This window comes from Streptomyces sp. SM18 (genome assembly GCF_002910775.2).
In the GTDB taxonomy this organism is placed as follows: Bacteria; Actinomycetota; Actinomycetes; order Streptomycetales; family Streptomycetaceae; genus Streptomyces; species Streptomyces halstedii.
The window spans coordinates 1,223,168-1,239,542 of record NZ_CP029342.1 but is presented as its reverse complement, the minus strand read 5'-3'; the positions used below and the strand labels follow the sequence as shown (position 1 = coordinate 1,239,542).

Here is a 16,375-nt window from a genome sequence, read left to right as displayed (position 1 = left end):
CGCATCGTTCTTTTCACTCCGTGGTGCGAGTGCTCACACAGGACGGGGGTCGTGTGCACGCGTCAACGCAGCAGCGGGACCATCGGCCGTACTTCTTTCTGAGTTACGCGCACACACCGGGGTACGGCGGTGGAACGGACCCCGATATGTGGGTCGAGCGGCTTTTCCAAGATCTTTGCGGTCATGTGATGGCGATGACCGATCTGCCCGCGAGCGCCTCCGCGGGATTCATGGACAGGGAGATTCGCTCGGGCGAGGGATGGTCCGAACGGCTGGGCGGAGTTCTCGCCACCTGCCGGGTGTTCGTACCCCTGTTCTCGCCGCGCTATTTCGCCAGTGAGATGTGCGGAAAGGAATGGTACGCGTTCGAGCAGAGGGCCATCCACCACCGAGCCCGTTCGAATCAGCCCGCCGAGGCCATCGTCCCGGCCCTCTGGGTCCCGGTCCCGCCCCGCCAACTGCCGGGACCGGCCGAGCGGCTGCAATTCAATCACCGCGACTTCGGGAAACGGTACGTCAGCGACGGACTCTACGGCCTGATCAAACTCAGGCTCTTCGCCCAGGAATACGAGCAGGCGGTCTACGAACTGGCCAAACGCATCGTCAGCGTCGCGGACACCGTCCAGATCGACACCGGGAGGCCGGTGGACTACCGGCTCGCCCCCAGCGCCTTCGGGGCACCGGGCAGCGGGCCGGGCGCCGCCCGCCGGATGCGGATCACCGTCGCCGCACCCACCCGCCACGACCTGCCCGAAGGGCGCGCCACCGACTACTACGGCGACCATCCGCAGGACTGGAACCCCTACCACCCGGTCGCCGCCAGACCACTGGCCTACGTCACCGGGGACCTGGTCCGCTCACTCAACTACCAGGCGGTCATCACCTCGTTCGACGAGGACACCGGGCAGCGGGAGGGCAAACAGGCGCCCAGCACACCGGAGATACTCCTGGTGGACCGCTGGGCCCTGCGGGACGAGGAACTGAGGCGCAGGCTCGCCGCCTTCGACCAGGAGAACCGGCCCTGGGTGACCATGGTCGTGCCGTGGTGCCGCGACGACCACCAGAGCCGGGCGGCCGAGACCGAACTGACCGAGATGCTCGAACGGACGATGCCGGTCAAGATGCGGCAGGGCCGGGCCTTCTGCCGCGCCGCCGCCAAGGGGGTACCCACCATGGAGGCCTTCGGCCAAGTCCTCCCGCGGGTGGTCGAGGCGGCCGCCCAGCAGTATCTGCGGCACGCGACGGCCTATCCCCCCTCGACGGGCGGACGGCACGGCGAACGGACACGACTGACGGGCCCGACGGGACCGACGGGCCCCACACCGTTCATATCCGACAGGCACGACCCTGCGACGGATGCGGAGGACGTATGACAGCCGGGCGTGACGGGCGCATCGTCACCTTCTACTCGTACAAGGGCGGCACGGGGCGCACCATGGCCCTCGCCAACACCGCCTGGATCCTGGCCGCCAACGGCAAACGGGTGCTGGCCGTCGACTGGGACCTGGAAGCCCCCGGGCTCCACCGGTTCTTCCACCCCTTCCTCGACCCCTCGACGCTCGGCGCCACCACCGGTGTCATCGACCTGATCACCGAGTACGCCTGGGCCGCGACCAACCCCGCCCAGCGTGCCGGCGACTGGCACCGCGACTACGCGCGCATCCAGCCGCACGCGGTCTCGCTCGACCCCGAGGCGCTCGGCTGGGAGTTCCCGCGCGGCGGCACCCTCGACTTCGTCTCCGCCGGACGGCAGAACCGCGAGTACTCCGCGACCGTCTCCACCTTCGACTGGGACAACTTCTACGACCGGCTCGGCGGCGGCCACTTCTTCGACGCCCTGCGCGACGACATGAAGACCCACTACGACTACGTCCTCATCGACAGCCGCACCGGTCTCAGCGACATCGCCGACATCTGCACCGTCCACCTCCCCGACGTACTGGTGGACTGCTTCACCCTGAGCGACCAGTCCATCGACGGCGCGGCCTCCGTCGCCCGGCAGATCGCCGAGCGCTACACGGGCAGGCCCATCTCCATCTACCCCGTCCCGATGCGCATCGACGAGGGCGAGAAGGAGAAGGCGGACGCCGGCCGCGCCCTGGCCCGGCTGAAGTTCGACCGGCTGCCCCGCGACCTCTCCGGCGACGAACTCACCGCCTACTGGGGCGCGGTGGAGATCCCCTACCGCCCCTACTACGCGTACGAGGAGACCCTCGCCACCTTCGGCGACGAGGCCGGGCTCAGCAACTCGCTGCTCTCCGCCTTCGAACGCCTCACCGCCGTGATCACCGACCAGGAGGTCACGGCGATGGCGCAGATGAGCGAGGAGGTACGGCTGCGCGTCCGCGACGCCTTCACCCGGCGCAGGCCGGCGCTGCCCGCCGACCTCTTCCTCAGCTACGTGGCGGAGAACCGCATGTGGGCGGACTGGATCGAGTCGGTCCTCACCCGGGCCGGATTCCGGGTCGTCCCCCGGGACGCCTCCGCCGACCCCGGACCCGAGGCCCCCGCGCGCACCACCCCGGAGACCGCGGCCCGTACGGTCGTCCTGCTGTCCAGCGCCTACCTCAAGTCCCAGCGTGCCGTGGGCCTGTGGGACAGGGCGGTGGCCGAGGACCCCGGCGGCGGGCGGCGCCGGCTGCTGCCGCTCAGGATCAGCGATGTGCGCCTCTCGGCCCCGTACATCGACCGCAACCCGGTGGACCTGTTCCGGCTGGACGAGGTCCACGCCACCACCGCCCTGATGCGTGCCGTGGACCGGCCGGTCCAGCTCGGCGACGGGGTGGCGCCCGGCCCGCGCTTCCCCGGCACCGTACCGAGGATCTGGAACGCACCGCCCCGCAACCCCGGATTCACCGGCCGCTCCCTCGTCCTGGAGCGGATGCGCGACCAGCTCGGGGGCGGGATGGCCGTCGTGCTGCCGCAGCCGCAGACCCTCTACGGACTCGGCGGCGTCGGCAAGACCCAGGTGGCCCTGGAGTACGTCCACCGCTTCATGGCCGACTACGACCTGGTGTGGTGGATCTCGTCCGAGCAGACCGACGACGTGATCGCGGGGCTCGCCGAACTCGCCGTACGGCTCGGGGCCCAGGGCGGCGACGACATGGCCGCCGCCTCCAAGGAGGCCGTGGACCTGCTGCGCCGCGGTGTGCCGTCGGACCGCTGGCTGCTGGTCTTCGACAACGCGGACGACCCGGAACGGCTCCGCCGCTACTTCCCGCAGGGCGGCTCCGGACACATCCTGGTCACGTCCAGGAACCAGGCCTGGTCCCAGCACGGCGACGCGCTGCCGGTGGACGTCTTCCTCCGGGAGGAGTCCGTCGAGCACCTCCAGCGCCGGGCCCCGGGGCTCAGCGAACGGGACGCGGCCCAGGTGGCCACGGCCGTCGGTGACCTGCCGCTGGCCGTCGAGCAGGCGGCGGCCTGGATCGCGGAGACCGCCACCCCCATCGACACCTATCTGGAGCAACTGGCCCGGCAGGCACCCGAGGTGCTCGCCCTCAACCAGCCGGCGGGCTACCCGCAGCCGGTCGCGGCCACCTGGAACATCTCGATCGAACGCCTTGAGGAACGCTCGCCCGCGGCCGTGCGGCTGCTCCAGCTCTGCGCGTTCTTCGCCCCCGAGCCGATCTCCGCGAACCTCCTCTACAGCAAGGAGATGATCGAGGCGCTCAAGCCGTACGACGCCTCCCTCCAGGAGAAGCTGGTGCTGGGCCGGGTCATCCGGGAGATCGGCCGCTTCGCCCTCGCCAAGGTCGACCAGGTGTCCAACTCCATCCAGGTGCACCGCCTGGTGCAGGCGGTGATCAGGGCCCAGCTCAGCGAGGAGGAGCAGGCCGAGGCCCGGCACGTCGTCCACCGCATCCTGGCGGGCGCCCGGCCGGACGACACCGAACCGATCGACAACCCGGACACCTGGCCGCGCTTCGCGGCCATCTGGCCGCACCTCGGGCCGTCCGACGCCCGCAACTGCAGGGACCACGAGACCCGCAGACTGCTGATCGACCGGGTGCGCTACCTCTGGAAGCGGGGTGACATCAGGACCGCGGCCACGCTGGGCGACGAACTGCGCCAGGCCTGGCTGGAGATGCTGGGGGAGCGGGACATCCAGTACCTGTACCTCTGCTTCCACCTCTCCAACATCCTCCGCACCCGCGGGCGGTACGTGGAGGCCAAGGAGCTGGACGAGATCACGCTGCGGACCCAGCGGGAGGTGCTGGGGCCGGAGCACCCGCACACCTACATGACCACCAGCAGTCTGGCCATCGACCTGGGCCTGCTCGGGGACTACGGGCGGGCGATCGAGCTGGCCACCGAGGCGCACGACGGCTTCAACCAGATCTTCCACGAGCGGCACGCCCGTACCCTGGCGGCGGCCAACAACCTGGCGCTGAACCTGCGGAGCGTCGGGCAGTACGCGCGGGCCCGCGAGATCGACCAGGACTGCTACGACCTGAGGTCGGAGGTGCTGGGCCAGGAGCATCCGCACAGCCTGTCCTCCGCCCTGAACCTCGCCCGCGACCTGCGGGAGGTCGGACGGTACGAGGACTCGGTCGGTCTGCTCAGCCGTACGTACGAGAGCCTCAAGGCGACCCTCGGACGGACCTATCCCACCACCCTGAGCGCCGCCAAGAGCCTCGCGGTGTCGTTGCGGCGGGCCGGGCAGCTGGAGGACGCCCGCAGGCTGACGGTGGCGACCCGGGCCAGGTACCGGGCCAAGTACACCGCGGCCAACCCGGAGTCCCTGGCCTGCGACCTCAACATGGCGGCCGACCTGTTTGCGGCGGGTGAGGCGGCCGAGGCCAGGACCACCGCGCAGGAGGTCGTCGACCAGTACATGAAGGTGCCGGGGGAGAGGCACCCGTACACCCTGGCGGCGCAGAACAACCTCGGTGTCTACCTCTCGGGGTCCGACGCGCCCGAGGAGGCGGAGCGGCTGCTGAAGCGGGTGGTCGCCCTGATGCGGGAGACGTTCGGCAGGGAGCACCCCAACACCCTGTTCTGCGTGATGAACCTGGCGAACGCGACGGCCGACACCGGGCGGCTGGAGATCGTGCTGGAGACGGAGCGCACGGTGGCCGGGCAGCTCCGGGAGGTACTGGGGGCACACCACCCGGAGACCCTGGCCATGACGTCCAACCTCGCCGTGACGCTGGACGCGCTGGGCCGGCCGGACGAGGCGCGGCGGCTGCGGGCGGAGACGGGTGACGAGCTGGCCCGGCAACTGGGGGACGAGCACCCGCTGACCCGGATAGCGCGGACGGAGCGGCGGTTCCGGCGGGAGCTGGAACCGATGTCGGTGTGACGCCGTGACTACGGCGGGGGCCCGGGAAGGGGGCCCCGCCGTGGCCGGCCGGACCGGTGGGCCCGTCGTGGCCGGCCGGACCGGTGGGCCCGTCGTGGCCGGCCGGGCGGGTGGACCCCCGTGGTGGCCGTTCGGTCCGGTGGCCCCCGTCGTGGTCAGCCCACCGGGGCCGGGCGTTCGTCCAGCAGCCAGTTGAGCACCTCGGGCAGTACCGAGAGCGCGTCGAAGTGCGCGGCCGCCGGCTCCAGTACGGCCGTGGCGCCCGGAATCTGTCCGGCCAGCCAGCGCGAGTGGCCGACCGGCGTGAACACGTCCTTCTCGCCGTGCCACAGCATCACCGGCCCGGTGATGTCCGCCGGGTCGAACCCCCACGGCCGGGAGAACGCGATCGCGTCGTCGATCCAGCCGTACGCCGACGTGCGCAGCCCCTCACGGTAGTTGGCCAGCAGCAGCGTGCGGATGCCCGCGTCGTTGACCACCACCCGGTCGGAGTCGGTCAGTTCCCGGCGCAGGTCGTCCAGGAGCCGGACCGGGTCCTGCCGGATCTCCGCCGAACGGCTGATGAAGGACTCCGCGAGCCCGTCCGGATCGGCGGCGGCGGTGGAGTACGCGAGCACGTTGGACGCGGCCATGCCCTCGAACCAGTCCAGACCCACCGCGTCCCAGGGGGCCAGGCCCACCAGCGCGGCCGTACGGGTGACCCGGTCCGGCATCATCGCGGCGCAGGCCAGCGCGTGCGGAGCACCGCCCGAGCGGCCCACCACGGCGAACCGGTCGAGCCCGAGCGAGTCGGCTATCGCCCGGATGTCCTCGACGACGTCCACCACCCGCCGGCCGGCCAGCCGGTCGGAACCGCCGTAGCCGGGGCGGTCGTAGGCGATGAGCTGGGTCTTGCGCTGGTAGAGCACCATGCCGCGCGGGGCGGGGCCGAGCCGGCTGCCCGGCGTCCCGTGCAGGAGGAAGACGGGTCTGCCGTGCGGATCCCCCTGACGCTCCACCATCAGATGCCGCCCGTCCGCCACGCGCACACGACTGCGCACTCCGCCTCCTCCGCTCGGCCACCCCGTCTGGTCCGGGCCCAACTGCCCGGTTCCTGCTGCCTGTTCCGTCTGTCCGATGATGAACCATCGAGGGCGTCACCGGGACTCCCCGGACGGAAGGAACCGGTGTGCGGCCCGTGGCCTTTGGCGCCCCCGACCGCACCGCGCGCGCCCCGTATCCGGATGCGCGACCCCAGCATCCGGACTGCGAAGGGCGAGTTCAGGACAGGCCGAATGCCCGCGTACCACCGGTTCGGTCCCGTCCGCGGCGTTCGCGATGTGGAATCGGCACCCTCCGACCTCGCCGTGTGAACAGGGTGAGTGCGCGGTGTTGTTGTCATGTGTGCGTCCAGAAGGCGACCTTGTGTGCGCTGCGCCGCATCGGAATAGTGGGCGTCACATCCTCCGTGTACGAGCACCCCACTTGCCCGTACGCGGCCCCCCACAGGAGGTAGAAGTTGAAGCAGCGACGCATATCCGGGAAGCGTGCGGCCCTCGCGGGTTCGGCGGTCGTCGCCCTGGTCGCCGCGGGAGCCACCTTCCAGACTGCGAACGCCAGCGATGACGTACCGCAGTTCACCGCCCGTACGCTGACGGCGCAGGCGGCCGGAAATCTCGCCACCACCCTCGACAAGAGCCTCGGCGCCGACGCGGCGGGCGCGTACTACGACGCCGACGCGAAGCACCTCGTCGTGAACGTCCTCGACCAGGCCGCCGCCGAGCAGGTGCGCCAGGCGGGCGGCACGGCCAGGGTCGTACAGAACTCGACCGCCGACCTGACGGCCGCCCGGCAGACCCTGACCGAGCGCGCCTCCCTCCCCGGCACCTCCTGGGCGGTCGACCCGGTCAGCAACAAGGTCGTCGTCACCGCGGACAGCACGGTGGACGGCAAGGCCCTGGGCAAGCTCGGCAAGGTTGTCGACGGGCTCGGCTCGAAGGCCGAACTCGTACGCACCGCAGGGGAGTTCACGCCGCTCATCGCGGGCGGCGACGCCATTTGGGGCAACGGCGGACGCTGCTCGCTGGGCTTCAACGTGGTCAAGGGCGGCGAGCCGTACTTCCTGACGGCCGGCCACTGCACCGACGCCATCACCAGCTGGTCCGACACGCAGACCGGTTCGGAGATCGGCAGCAACGCGGGCTCCAGCTTCCCGGGCAACGACTACGGCCTGGTCAAGTACACCGCGAGCGTGGCGCACCCCAGCGCGGTGGACCTCTACAACGGCTCCAGCCAGACCATCACCAAGGCGGGCGAGGCCACGGTCGGCATGACGGTGACCCGCAGCGGCTCGACCACCCAGGTCCACGACGGCCAGGTCACCGCTCTGAACGCCACGGTCAACTACGGCAACGGCGACATCGTCAACGGGCTCATCCAGACGACGGTCTGCGCCGAGCCCGGCGACAGCGGCGGCTCGCTCTTCTCGGGCGACACGGCCATCGGCCTGACCTCGGGCGGCAGCGGTGACTGCTCGGCGGGAGGCACGACCTTCTTCCAGCCGGTGCCGGAGGCGCTCGCGGCGTACGGGGCCGAGATCGGCTGACCTCCGAGGTCACCCTCGGTTCCGGGCAGGTCTGTGAGCCGCTCCCTCGTGAGGGAGCGGCTCATCGGCGGTGCAGGCGCGGCGCCCGTCCTTTGTGGACAGCGCCCGGGTCCCGGCCCCGAACACGCCGCCGTCGTGGCCCTGGTGCCAGTCGCCGCCGGGCATCTTGAGCGTGTACAGGCCGAGGCCGTACCGCATCGCCACATCCTGTCTCCGGGAGCCGGCCCGCAGGCGGGGACCGTCGTCTTCATCTCCCGCGGCTCCGCCGCGCCGAGCGGCTTCCCCGCCATCCGCCGCTTCGCCGTACAGCTCCTTGTCCCCGGCTCGGCGCGCTGGGGCTCCAGCGCGGGATTTCATGGCCGGGGCGGTGCCGAGATGCCGAGATCTTGGCGCATGGCGACTTGCATCGCCATGATCGTGTCCCACATCTGGATCAGGAAGGTATGGGATTCCTGCCACTTCCGCTGGTCGTGCGCACTGTCCTCGACCAGCGCATCCATGAGTTTCCTGGCCTCCGCGAGCGCCACACGAACCGCTTGGCAGGGCCGCAGGACATGGTCGGGGACGAGCATCTGCGCCTGGGCGTAGGTGTCCTGGAACTCGACTCGGATCACCTCTGTCGCGGGGTCCGGGTCTGCCCCGGAACGTATCGCGTAGAGGTCCTCCATCATCCGGAACCGATACCGTCGGGCGCCGGAGTTCAGTGCGACGTACATGTCGCGTCGGCGTTCCAGGTTGGCCTGGGCGTCGTCGATGCGCCGCCTGGTCTGCTCGGAGCGCTGCTGGAGCTCGAACTCCTGGCGGCGCGAGCGTGAGCTGACCCACGCGGTGGTGATCGGGGCCAGCAGAGTACCGGCCACCCCCACAACGGCGACCAGTAAAGCTATGACTTCGGTGCTCATCTTCTCCCCCTGACAACGGGTGGCCCACGGCCGGCCGCAGCGCGCCGCCGGCTCCTGCCTCAGGACGCGGTGCCACGCGACCCGTAACTCGGCGCATCGGCCTTTCGCTCGGGGAAACACACTTAAACGCCCAGGACGAGCAGTCAAGACACGCTGAAGGACCGCCCCGGTCATGAGGAGACGGTCCGTGTACGACAGGGCGGCGCCCCGACGTACACGGACCGCACGCCTCACATCCTTCGGGCCGGGTCCAGGGCCGCCGTGTGGACGAACCGGTGCAGGGCCTCACAGCTTGCCTCGCTCTGTCCGGCGAAGCGGCCGCTGCCTGTGGCCGGTGCTCCTGCGACTGGCTGCGGAAACGCTCGGCCGCCTCCGCACCGGTGCCGGTGCTGGACGGGCATCGGTGTCAGATGCCGCACAGCGCGTGGTCGATCAGGGCGTTGACGCCCCGGAGCTGGCGTTCGGCGGTGGCCTGGTCCGCGGGTCGGCTGTGGGCGGTGACGGTGACGGCGGCGGTCCGTCCGCCCACGGTGACGGCGGGCGCCACCACGTATCCGAAGCCGCTTCCGCTGTGGCCCCAGTAGCCGCCTCCGCAGGACAGCGGTGACCATTCGAGGCCGAGGCCGTAGCGGGTGCCCGGCGGCGCGCCGTGTTCCTCGGGCACCGGGACGCCCTGACGCATCTCGGCGAGCAGGGCCGGGGAGAGCAGCTCTCCCGTCAGGAGAGCGGAGAAGAACCGGTTGGTGTCCGCAGCCGTACTGATCATCGCCCCGTCGGCGTCCCCGTCGAAGGGGAGGTAGGCGAGGGTGGTGTCCGTCAGCGGTTCCCCCGGCCCGAACTGCTGGTAGTCGCGGGCGTGGGGGCGCGGCAGCAGCGGATCGTCGCCGGGGGCGAGGGTGCGGCTGAGGCGGAGGGGCCGCAGGATCCTGGAGTGGACCTCCTGCTCCCAGGTGCGGCCGGTGACCGCCTCGATCACCAGGCCCGCGAGCACGTAGTTGGTGTTGGAGTACCGCCAGCCGGTCCCGGCCTCGAAGTCGGGCCGGTGCCGCATGGCCAGCGCGACGCGCTGCCGGGCGGAGTTGGTGGTCAGCCGGTGCTCGCGGTAGCCGGCGGCGGTGGGGTCGGGGACGGTGTCGCCGGTGTAGTCGGGTATCCCGCTGGTGTGCTGGAGGAGCTGGCGCAGGGTGACGCGGCGTCCGTCGTTGCCTTGGCCGCGCACCACCCCGGGCAGCCACCGCTCCACCGTGTCGTCGAGCGACAGCCGTTTCTCGCCGGTGAGCTGGAGCAGCACGGTCGCGACGAACGTCTTGGTGGTGCTGCCGATCCGCACGTACCCGTCCCGGGGCACGGGCCGCCCGGTGCGCAGGTCGCCGACCCCGCTGCGTACGGTGCGGACCGCGCGGGACGTGTCCAGCCGGGCCGACACCCCGGTGACCCCGGCGTCGCGTAACGCGTCGGCGTCGCGTTGCAGCGGGGTGGGGCGGGCGGTGGCCGCCGTGGCGGGGACGAGTGCCGCGAGCAGGGCGGCGGCGCAGGCGGTCGCCGCCAGACGGGCGGGGGCGCGACGGATGAGTGGCATGGGCCGACCGTAGGGACGGGCGTACCGCGTGGGCCATCCGGCAGGCCCCAGGCCGGGGCGTCGGGTTTTCCCCCGCCCGGCGCCCCGTCCGCGTCCTCTCGGTCCGGGTTCCCGCCCGCGCCCCCGGTCCGGGATCCCGCCCGCGTCCTCCCCGTTCACCGGCCGGGGGACGGCGCCGGGCGGGTCCGGCCGGGAGGGCTCAGCGCAGTGGCTCGGGCGTGCTGACGGCCGTGGCCGCCCAGGGGCCCTCCCCGTCAGGCTTGCGCCGCAGCGACAGCAGCAGGGTGAGGGCGGTGCCGACGACCGCCCAGGCGGAGAGCACCAGGAGCGGGCCGGTGACCGCGTTGCCCCGGAAGTAGGCGATCGAACGGGCCGTCCAGGTGCCCGCGCCCGGTGGCAGGGCGGGGCCGATCGCCCGCCAGAACTCGGGCAGCATCGGCAGGGGGAAGGCGCCGCCCGCGCTCGGGTTGCCCGCGACCACGATGATCAGGACGGCCAGCCCGATGCCGACGATGCCGGTGAGCGCCTCCAGGGCGAGCGTGATCATGCCGACCGCGAAGACGATCAGGGCGCCCAGTCCCGCCAGCCCCCACAGGCTGCCCGGGAGCGCGCCGAGGATCGGTCCGATGACGATCGCGCCGCCGATCCCGCCCGCGATCGAGTACAGCGCCATGACCCCGGTGCGGATCAGCGCGCGCTGCCGGTTGGCGGGCTTGGCCCCGGCGCTGATGGCCAGGATCGAGGCACAGAGGTAGCCGCCGACGCACCAGCCCACCACCAGGTAGAACGACGAGAGCCCGTTGAAGTCGTCCGGGGAGGCCGGGGCCACGTCCACGGTCCGTACCGTGCGGTGCTGCGGTGCCTCCGCCCGTTCGATGATCTTGCCCAGGGTGTTCGCCAGGACGGTACCGCCGCCCGAGGCGACGAGCAGGGTGTCCGTCGTGCCCTGGGGATCGACGATCAGGGCGCCGTCCAGGTCACGGTTCATGACCTTCTTCTGCGCCTCGGCCGCGTCGGAGACCGCGCGGGGGTCCAGCGGGCCGCCCGGGAGGCCGTCCAGCCGGGTGACGAGCTGCTGGGACATCTGCCGCGGGGCGACGACGCCGAAGGGGACGTCCGTCGCGTCGGGACGGTGCAACGCCCCGACGTACGACGCGATGAACAGCAGCTGGAGCGCCAGGACCCCGACGACGAGCAGGGCGGCCCGTACGGTGACGGCGTTCTTCACTTCCCCGGCGAAAGTCATGCCCCTACGGTCCGGGCGCCCCACGGTCCGTGCAGTCGGGGCAGAGCCGAATGGCGGAGGGGTGGCGGCCGGAGGGAGGACGGGGTGAGCCCCGCTTCGGCTATCGTACGAATGTTCGAAACTTGGTTTAGGGTGGAGAGCGAGGGGGGTGGCGCTATACGGAACGGTCCAGGAGGTGCGGGTGTCAGGCTTCACGCATCTGCATACCGCCTCCGGGTTCTCCCTGCGGTACGGCGCCTCCCACCCGGAGCGGCTGGCCGAGCGCGCCGCCGAGCGGGGGATGGACGCCCTCGCGCTGACCGACCGCGACGGCCTCACGGGCGCGGTCCGCTTCGCACGGGCCTGCGAGAGCGCCGGGATCCGGCCGCTCTTCGGGGCGGAACTCGCGGTGGCGCCGCGTACGGGAGAGGGCGGGGCCGGGCGGACGCACCGGCTGCGGGCCCCGGTCCGCGGCGGTGCCTTCGTCGACGAGTCCGCGCCCCGGGTCACCTTCCTCGCCCGGGACGGCGCGCCCGCCTGGGCCGAGCTGTGCCGGCTGGTCACCGCGGCGCACGCCCCGGACACGGGCGGCACCGGCACCGGACAGCTCCTGGTCGGCCGGGCCGCGCTGCCCGCCGAAGGGCTCACCGTGCTGCTCGGCCCCGCCTCCGACGTCGGCGCGGCCCTCGCCGCCGGACGCCCCGACCGGGCCGCCGCGCTGCTCGCCCCCTGGCGGGAGCTCTACGGTGACGCCCTGCGCCTCGAAGCGGTCCACCACGGCCGCGCGGGCACCGGCCCCGGATCACTGCGGCTCGCCGCCCGTACCGTCGGCCTCGCCGCCGACCAGGGGGTGCGGGCCGTGCTGACCAACGCCGTCCGGTACGCCGACCCGGGACAGGGCCCGGTCGCCGACGTACTCGACTCCGCCCGCAGGCTCGTCCCCGTCGATCCGCGCCGCTCCCCCCTCGACAGCGGGGAGCGCTGGCTCAAGGACGCCCACGCGATGCGGGAGACCGCCGAGCGGATCACCTCGGCCGCGGGCCTCGGTCCGGGCGCGGGGGAGCGGCTGCTGGCCGAGACCCGGCACACCGCCGACGCCTGCCGGGTCGATCCCGCGGACGACCTGGGGCTGGGCAGCGTCCACTTCCCCGAACCGCGCCTCGTCGGCGCCGGGCACCGTACCGCGCAGCGGGTGCTGGCCTCCCGCGCCGCCGCCGGCATGGTGCTGCGCGGCCTGGACGGCAGGCGCGACTACTGGGAGCGGATGCACCACGAGCTGGACATCATCGCCCACCACGGCTTCGCCTCCTACTTCCTGACGGTCGCTCAGGTGGTGGACGACGTGAAGGGGATGGGCGTCCGGGTCGCCGCGCGCGGTTCCGGCGCCGGGTCCCTGGTCAACCACCTGCTGGGCATCGCGCACGCCGACCCCGTCGAACACGGGCTGCTCATGGAGCGGTTCCTGTCCACACGGCGCTTCGTGCTGCCCGACATCGACATCGACGTGGAGTCGGCCCGCCGCCTCGACGTCTACCGCGCGATCATCGGGCGCTTCGGCGCCGAGCGGGTCGCGGCCGTCTCCATGCCCGAGACCTACCGGGTGCGCCACGCCATCCGGGACGTCGGCGCCGCGCTCTCCATGGACCCCGCCGAGACCGACCGGCTCGCCAAGGCCTTCCCGCACATCCGGGCCAGGGACGCCCGCGCCGCGATGGAGGAGCTGCCCGAACTGCGCGAGGTGGCCGGGCGGAAGGAGCGGTACGGCCGGCTCTGGGAGCTGGTGGAGGCGCTGGACGCGCTGCCGCGCGGCATGGCCATGCACCCGTGCGGGGTGCTCCTCTCGGACGCCTCGCTGCTGCGGCGTACGCCCGTCGTGCCCACCAGCGGCGAGAGCTTCCCGATGGCGCAGTTCGACAAGGACGACGTGGAACACCTCGGGCTGCTCAAGCTCGACGTGCTCGGCGTACGGATGCAGTCGGCGATGGCGCACGCGGTCACCGAGCTGAAACGGGCCTCGGGGCAGGAGCTCGACCTGGACGCCGTGCCGCCGGACGACCCGGAGACGTACCGGCTGATCAGGAGCGCCGAGACGCTGGGCTGCTTCCAGATCGAGTCGCCGGGCCAGCGCGACCTGGTCGGCAGGCTCCAGCCCGCCACCTTCCACGACCTGGTGGTCGACATCTCGCTGTTCCGCCCCGGCCCCGTCGCCGCCGACATGGTGCGGCCGTTCATCGAGGCCCGGCACGGCCGCGCGCCCGTCCGCTACCCGCACCCCGACCTGGAGGGGCCGCTGCGCGACACCTACGGCGTGGTCGTCTTCCACGAGCAGATCATCGAGATGGTCGACATCATGACCGGCTGCGGCCGGGGCGAGGCCGACCGGGTGCGGCGCGGGCTGTCCGACCCCGAGTCGCAGGGCCGGATCAAGGTCTGGTTCGCGCTCCGGGCGGCGGAGCGGGGGTATGCGCCCGAGGTGACCGACCGGGCCTGGGAGATCGTCGAGGCGTTCGGCAGCTACGGCTTCTGCAAGGCGCACGCGGTCGCCTTCGCCGTACCGACGTACCAGTCGGCCTGGCTCAAGGCGCACCATCCGGCGGCCTTCTACGCCGGGCTGCTCACCCACGACCCGGGGATGTACCCCAAGCGGCTGCTGCTCGCGGACGCGCGGCGGCGCGGGGTGCCGGTGCTGCCGCTGGACGTCAACCGGTCGGCGGCCACCCATCGAATCGAACTGGTGTCTGAACGTGGGGTGTGGGGGCTGAGGCTGGCCCTCGCGGACGTCCACGGCATCAGCGAGGCCGAGGTCGCCCGGATCGAGGCCGGGCAGCCCTACTCCTCGCTGCTCGACTTCTGGCAGCGGGCCCGGCCCGGCAAACCGGCCGCCGAACGCCTGGCCCAGGTCGGCGCGTTGGACGCCTTCGGCGCCAACCGCCGGGACCTGCTGCTGCACCTGTCCGAACTGCACCGCGCCCAGCGCGGCGCAGGGGCCCGGGGCGACGGCGCCCAGCTCCCGCTCGGCGACGGGCACCGGACGGGCACCGTCGGACTGCCCGACCTCAACGACGCCGAACGCCTCAGCGCCGAACTCGGCGTCCTCAGCATGGACGTCTCCCGCCATCTGATGGGCGATCACCACGCCTTCCTGGAGGAGCTGGGCGCGGTCTCGGCCCAACGGCTGCGGGAGGCCGCGCACGGCGAGACCGTGCTGGTCGCGGGTGCCAAGGCGGCCACCCAGACCCCGCCCGTCCGCTCCGGGCGCCGGGTCATCTTCACCACCCTGGACGACGGGACGGGCCTGGTGGACCTGGCCTTCTTCGACGACAGCCACGCCGCCTGCGCCCACACCGTCTTCCACTCCTGGCTGCTGCTGGTGCGCGGGGTGGTCCAGCGGCGCGGCCCGCGCAGCATGAGCGTGGTGGGGGCCGCGGCCTGGAACCTGGCGGAGCTGGCCGAACTGCGGCGCGAGGGCGGGCTCGACGCGGTCGCGGCACGGCTGGCGGAGGTGCCCGGGACCGAGGAGGAGGCGGCGCCGGCCGACGGCGGCCGGCGGATCCAGCTGCCGACCGGTTACGAGATGAACCCCTGGTCCGACCTCCAGCCCGCCGGTGAAGGGGCGCCCACCGGGCGGAAGTTGTGGCACCAGAGCCCGGGGAGCGCGGGATGAGCGGGCGGCCGGCCGTCCTGTGCCTGCGGTTCCGGCGGATCGGCGGCGGCCCGCCGGACAGCGCGGCCTACGAGGGCCTGCTCGCGCTCCTCGGCGCGTTCACCCCGGTCGTCGAGGCAGCGCCGCCCGACGGAGCGCTCGCCGACGTCGGCGGGGCACTGCGCTACTTCGGGCAGGACGTGGCGGGACTCGCCTCGGTGATCCGGGTCCGCGCGCTCGCCCTGCACGGCGTGGACTGCGCGATCGGGGCGGCCGCCAACCCCATGCTGGCCCGGATGGCGGCACGCCAGGCGGCACCCGGGACCACCTTCACGGTGCCCGAGGACGAGACGGCCGGCTTCCTCGCGGCCAAGCCCGCCGCGGCGCTGGACGGCGTCGGCCCGGCGACCGCGCGCACCCTGTGCGGTTACGGGCTCGACTCCGTCGGCCGGATTGCCGCCGCGCCGCTCGCCACCCTCCAGCGGATCACCGGGGTACGGACCGGCCGCGACCTGTGGGAACGGGCCAACGGCATCGACCGCACCCGGGTCGTCCCGAACGCCGCCGCCCGGTCCATCGGCGCCGAACGCTCCTTCCCCCGCGACGAACTGGACCCCGAGCGGCACCGCCGCGCGCTCCTCTCGCTCACCGAGGAGCTGGGGGCCAGGCTGCGCGCCGACGGACAGGTCTGCCGCTCGCTCACGGTCACCGTGCGGTACGCCGGCCGGAGCGGCTGCACGACGCTGACCCGCAGCCGTACGCTCCCCGAACCCACCGCCCACTCGGCGGCGCTCACCGCGCTCGTGTACCGGGTCCAGGACTCGTTCGCGCTGCAACGGGCGCGGGTGCGGGGGTTCGCGCTGCGGGCGGAGGGGCTGCACGACGCGGAACGGGCCGCCCACCAGCTCTCCTTCGACCCGGTGGACGAGCGGGCCCGGCGGATCGAGGCGGTGTCCGACCAGGTACGGGCGAAGTTCGGTCCGCAGGCCGTGAAACCGGGGCGGCTGGCGGCCTGAGCACGCGCGCCCCGTTTCTTTACCGACGCGTAACTTCCCGTGCCGCGCTACCCGTGCGTAACTTGACATGAGCACGTAGGAAATCCTGAGCACGTAGAGAATCCCCACTTGTGGTCCGGAC

9 protein-coding genes are annotated in these 16,375 nt (G+C 72.5%); 5 read left to right on the top strand and 4 right to left on the bottom strand.

The features are described from left to right. Positions 1-29 precede the first annotated feature (29 nt). Together fsxC and fxsT are read left to right on the top strand one after the other, a co-directional pair. Positions 30-1,373 (top strand): FxsC protein, encoded by a 1,344-nt coding sequence (gene fsxC / locus B9S64_RS05400; protein WP_181012258.1) that lies wholly within the window; start codon positions 30-32, stop codon positions 1,371-1,373. Next, positions 1,370-5,305: an FxSxx-COOH system tetratricopeptide repeat protein gene (gene fxsT, locus B9S64_RS05395; RefSeq protein WP_103490838.1), complete on the top strand. Its 3,936-nt coding sequence runs from the start codon at positions 1,370-1,372 to the stop codon at positions 5,303-5,305. Before fsxC ends, fxsT begins: the two co-directional genes overlap by 4 nt. A 155-nt stretch (positions 5,306-5,460) precedes the next feature. Here the strand turns inward: fxsT and B9S64_RS05390 are convergent, their stop codons facing one another. Continuing rightward, a complete protein-coding gene (locus B9S64_RS05390) occupies positions 5,461-6,345 on the bottom strand; it encodes an alpha/beta fold hydrolase (protein WP_103490837.1) in 885 nt (294 codons plus the stop codon). A 458-nt stretch (positions 6,346-6,803) separates the two neighbouring features. Between B9S64_RS05390 and B9S64_RS05385 the strand changes: the two genes are divergently transcribed. After that, entirely contained in the window at positions 6,804-7,889 is a 1,086-nt protein-coding gene (locus tag B9S64_RS05385) for a S1 family peptidase (RefSeq protein ID WP_103490836.1), read from the top strand. A gap of 353 nt (positions 7,890-8,242) precedes the next feature. On the opposite strand, the gene B9S64_RS05375 is transcribed toward B9S64_RS05385, so the two are convergent. The 3 genes from B9S64_RS05375 to B9S64_RS05365 form a co-directional block, all read right to left on the bottom strand. Further along, on the bottom strand, positions 8,243-8,791 hold the full coding sequence (locus tag B9S64_RS05375) for a hypothetical protein (RefSeq protein WP_258037816.1): 549 nt from the start codon (positions 8,789-8,791) through the stop codon (positions 8,243-8,245). A gap of 406 nt (positions 8,792-9,197) precedes the next feature. Beyond that, positions 9,198-10,370, bottom strand: a complete 1,173-nt coding sequence (locus tag B9S64_RS05370; protein WP_103490835.1) for a serine hydrolase — start codon at positions 10,368-10,370, stop codon at positions 9,198-9,200. A gap of 199 nt (positions 10,371-10,569) precedes the next feature. Further along, positions 10,570-11,616: a DUF3533 domain-containing protein gene (locus tag B9S64_RS05365; protein ID WP_103490834.1), complete on the bottom strand. Its 1,047-nt coding sequence runs from the start codon at positions 11,614-11,616 to the stop codon at positions 10,570-10,572. A 181-nt stretch (positions 11,617-11,797) separates the two neighbouring features. Here B9S64_RS05365 and B9S64_RS05360 point away from each other — a divergent pair, with 181 nt between their 5' ends. Both B9S64_RS05360 and B9S64_RS05355 read left to right on the top strand, forming a co-directional pair. Further along, positions 11,798-15,259, top strand: coding sequence for a DNA polymerase III subunit alpha (locus tag B9S64_RS05360; RefSeq protein ID WP_103505240.1), 3,462 nt, complete (start codon positions 11,798-11,800; stop codon positions 15,257-15,259). Continuing rightward, positions 15,256-16,254 (top strand): helix-hairpin-helix domain-containing protein, encoded by a 999-nt coding sequence (locus B9S64_RS05355; protein ID WP_103493255.1) that lies wholly within the window; start codon positions 15,256-15,258, stop codon positions 16,252-16,254. Before B9S64_RS05360 ends, B9S64_RS05355 begins: the two co-directional genes overlap by 4 nt. The last annotated feature ends 121 nt before the right edge of the window (positions 16,255-16,375 follow it).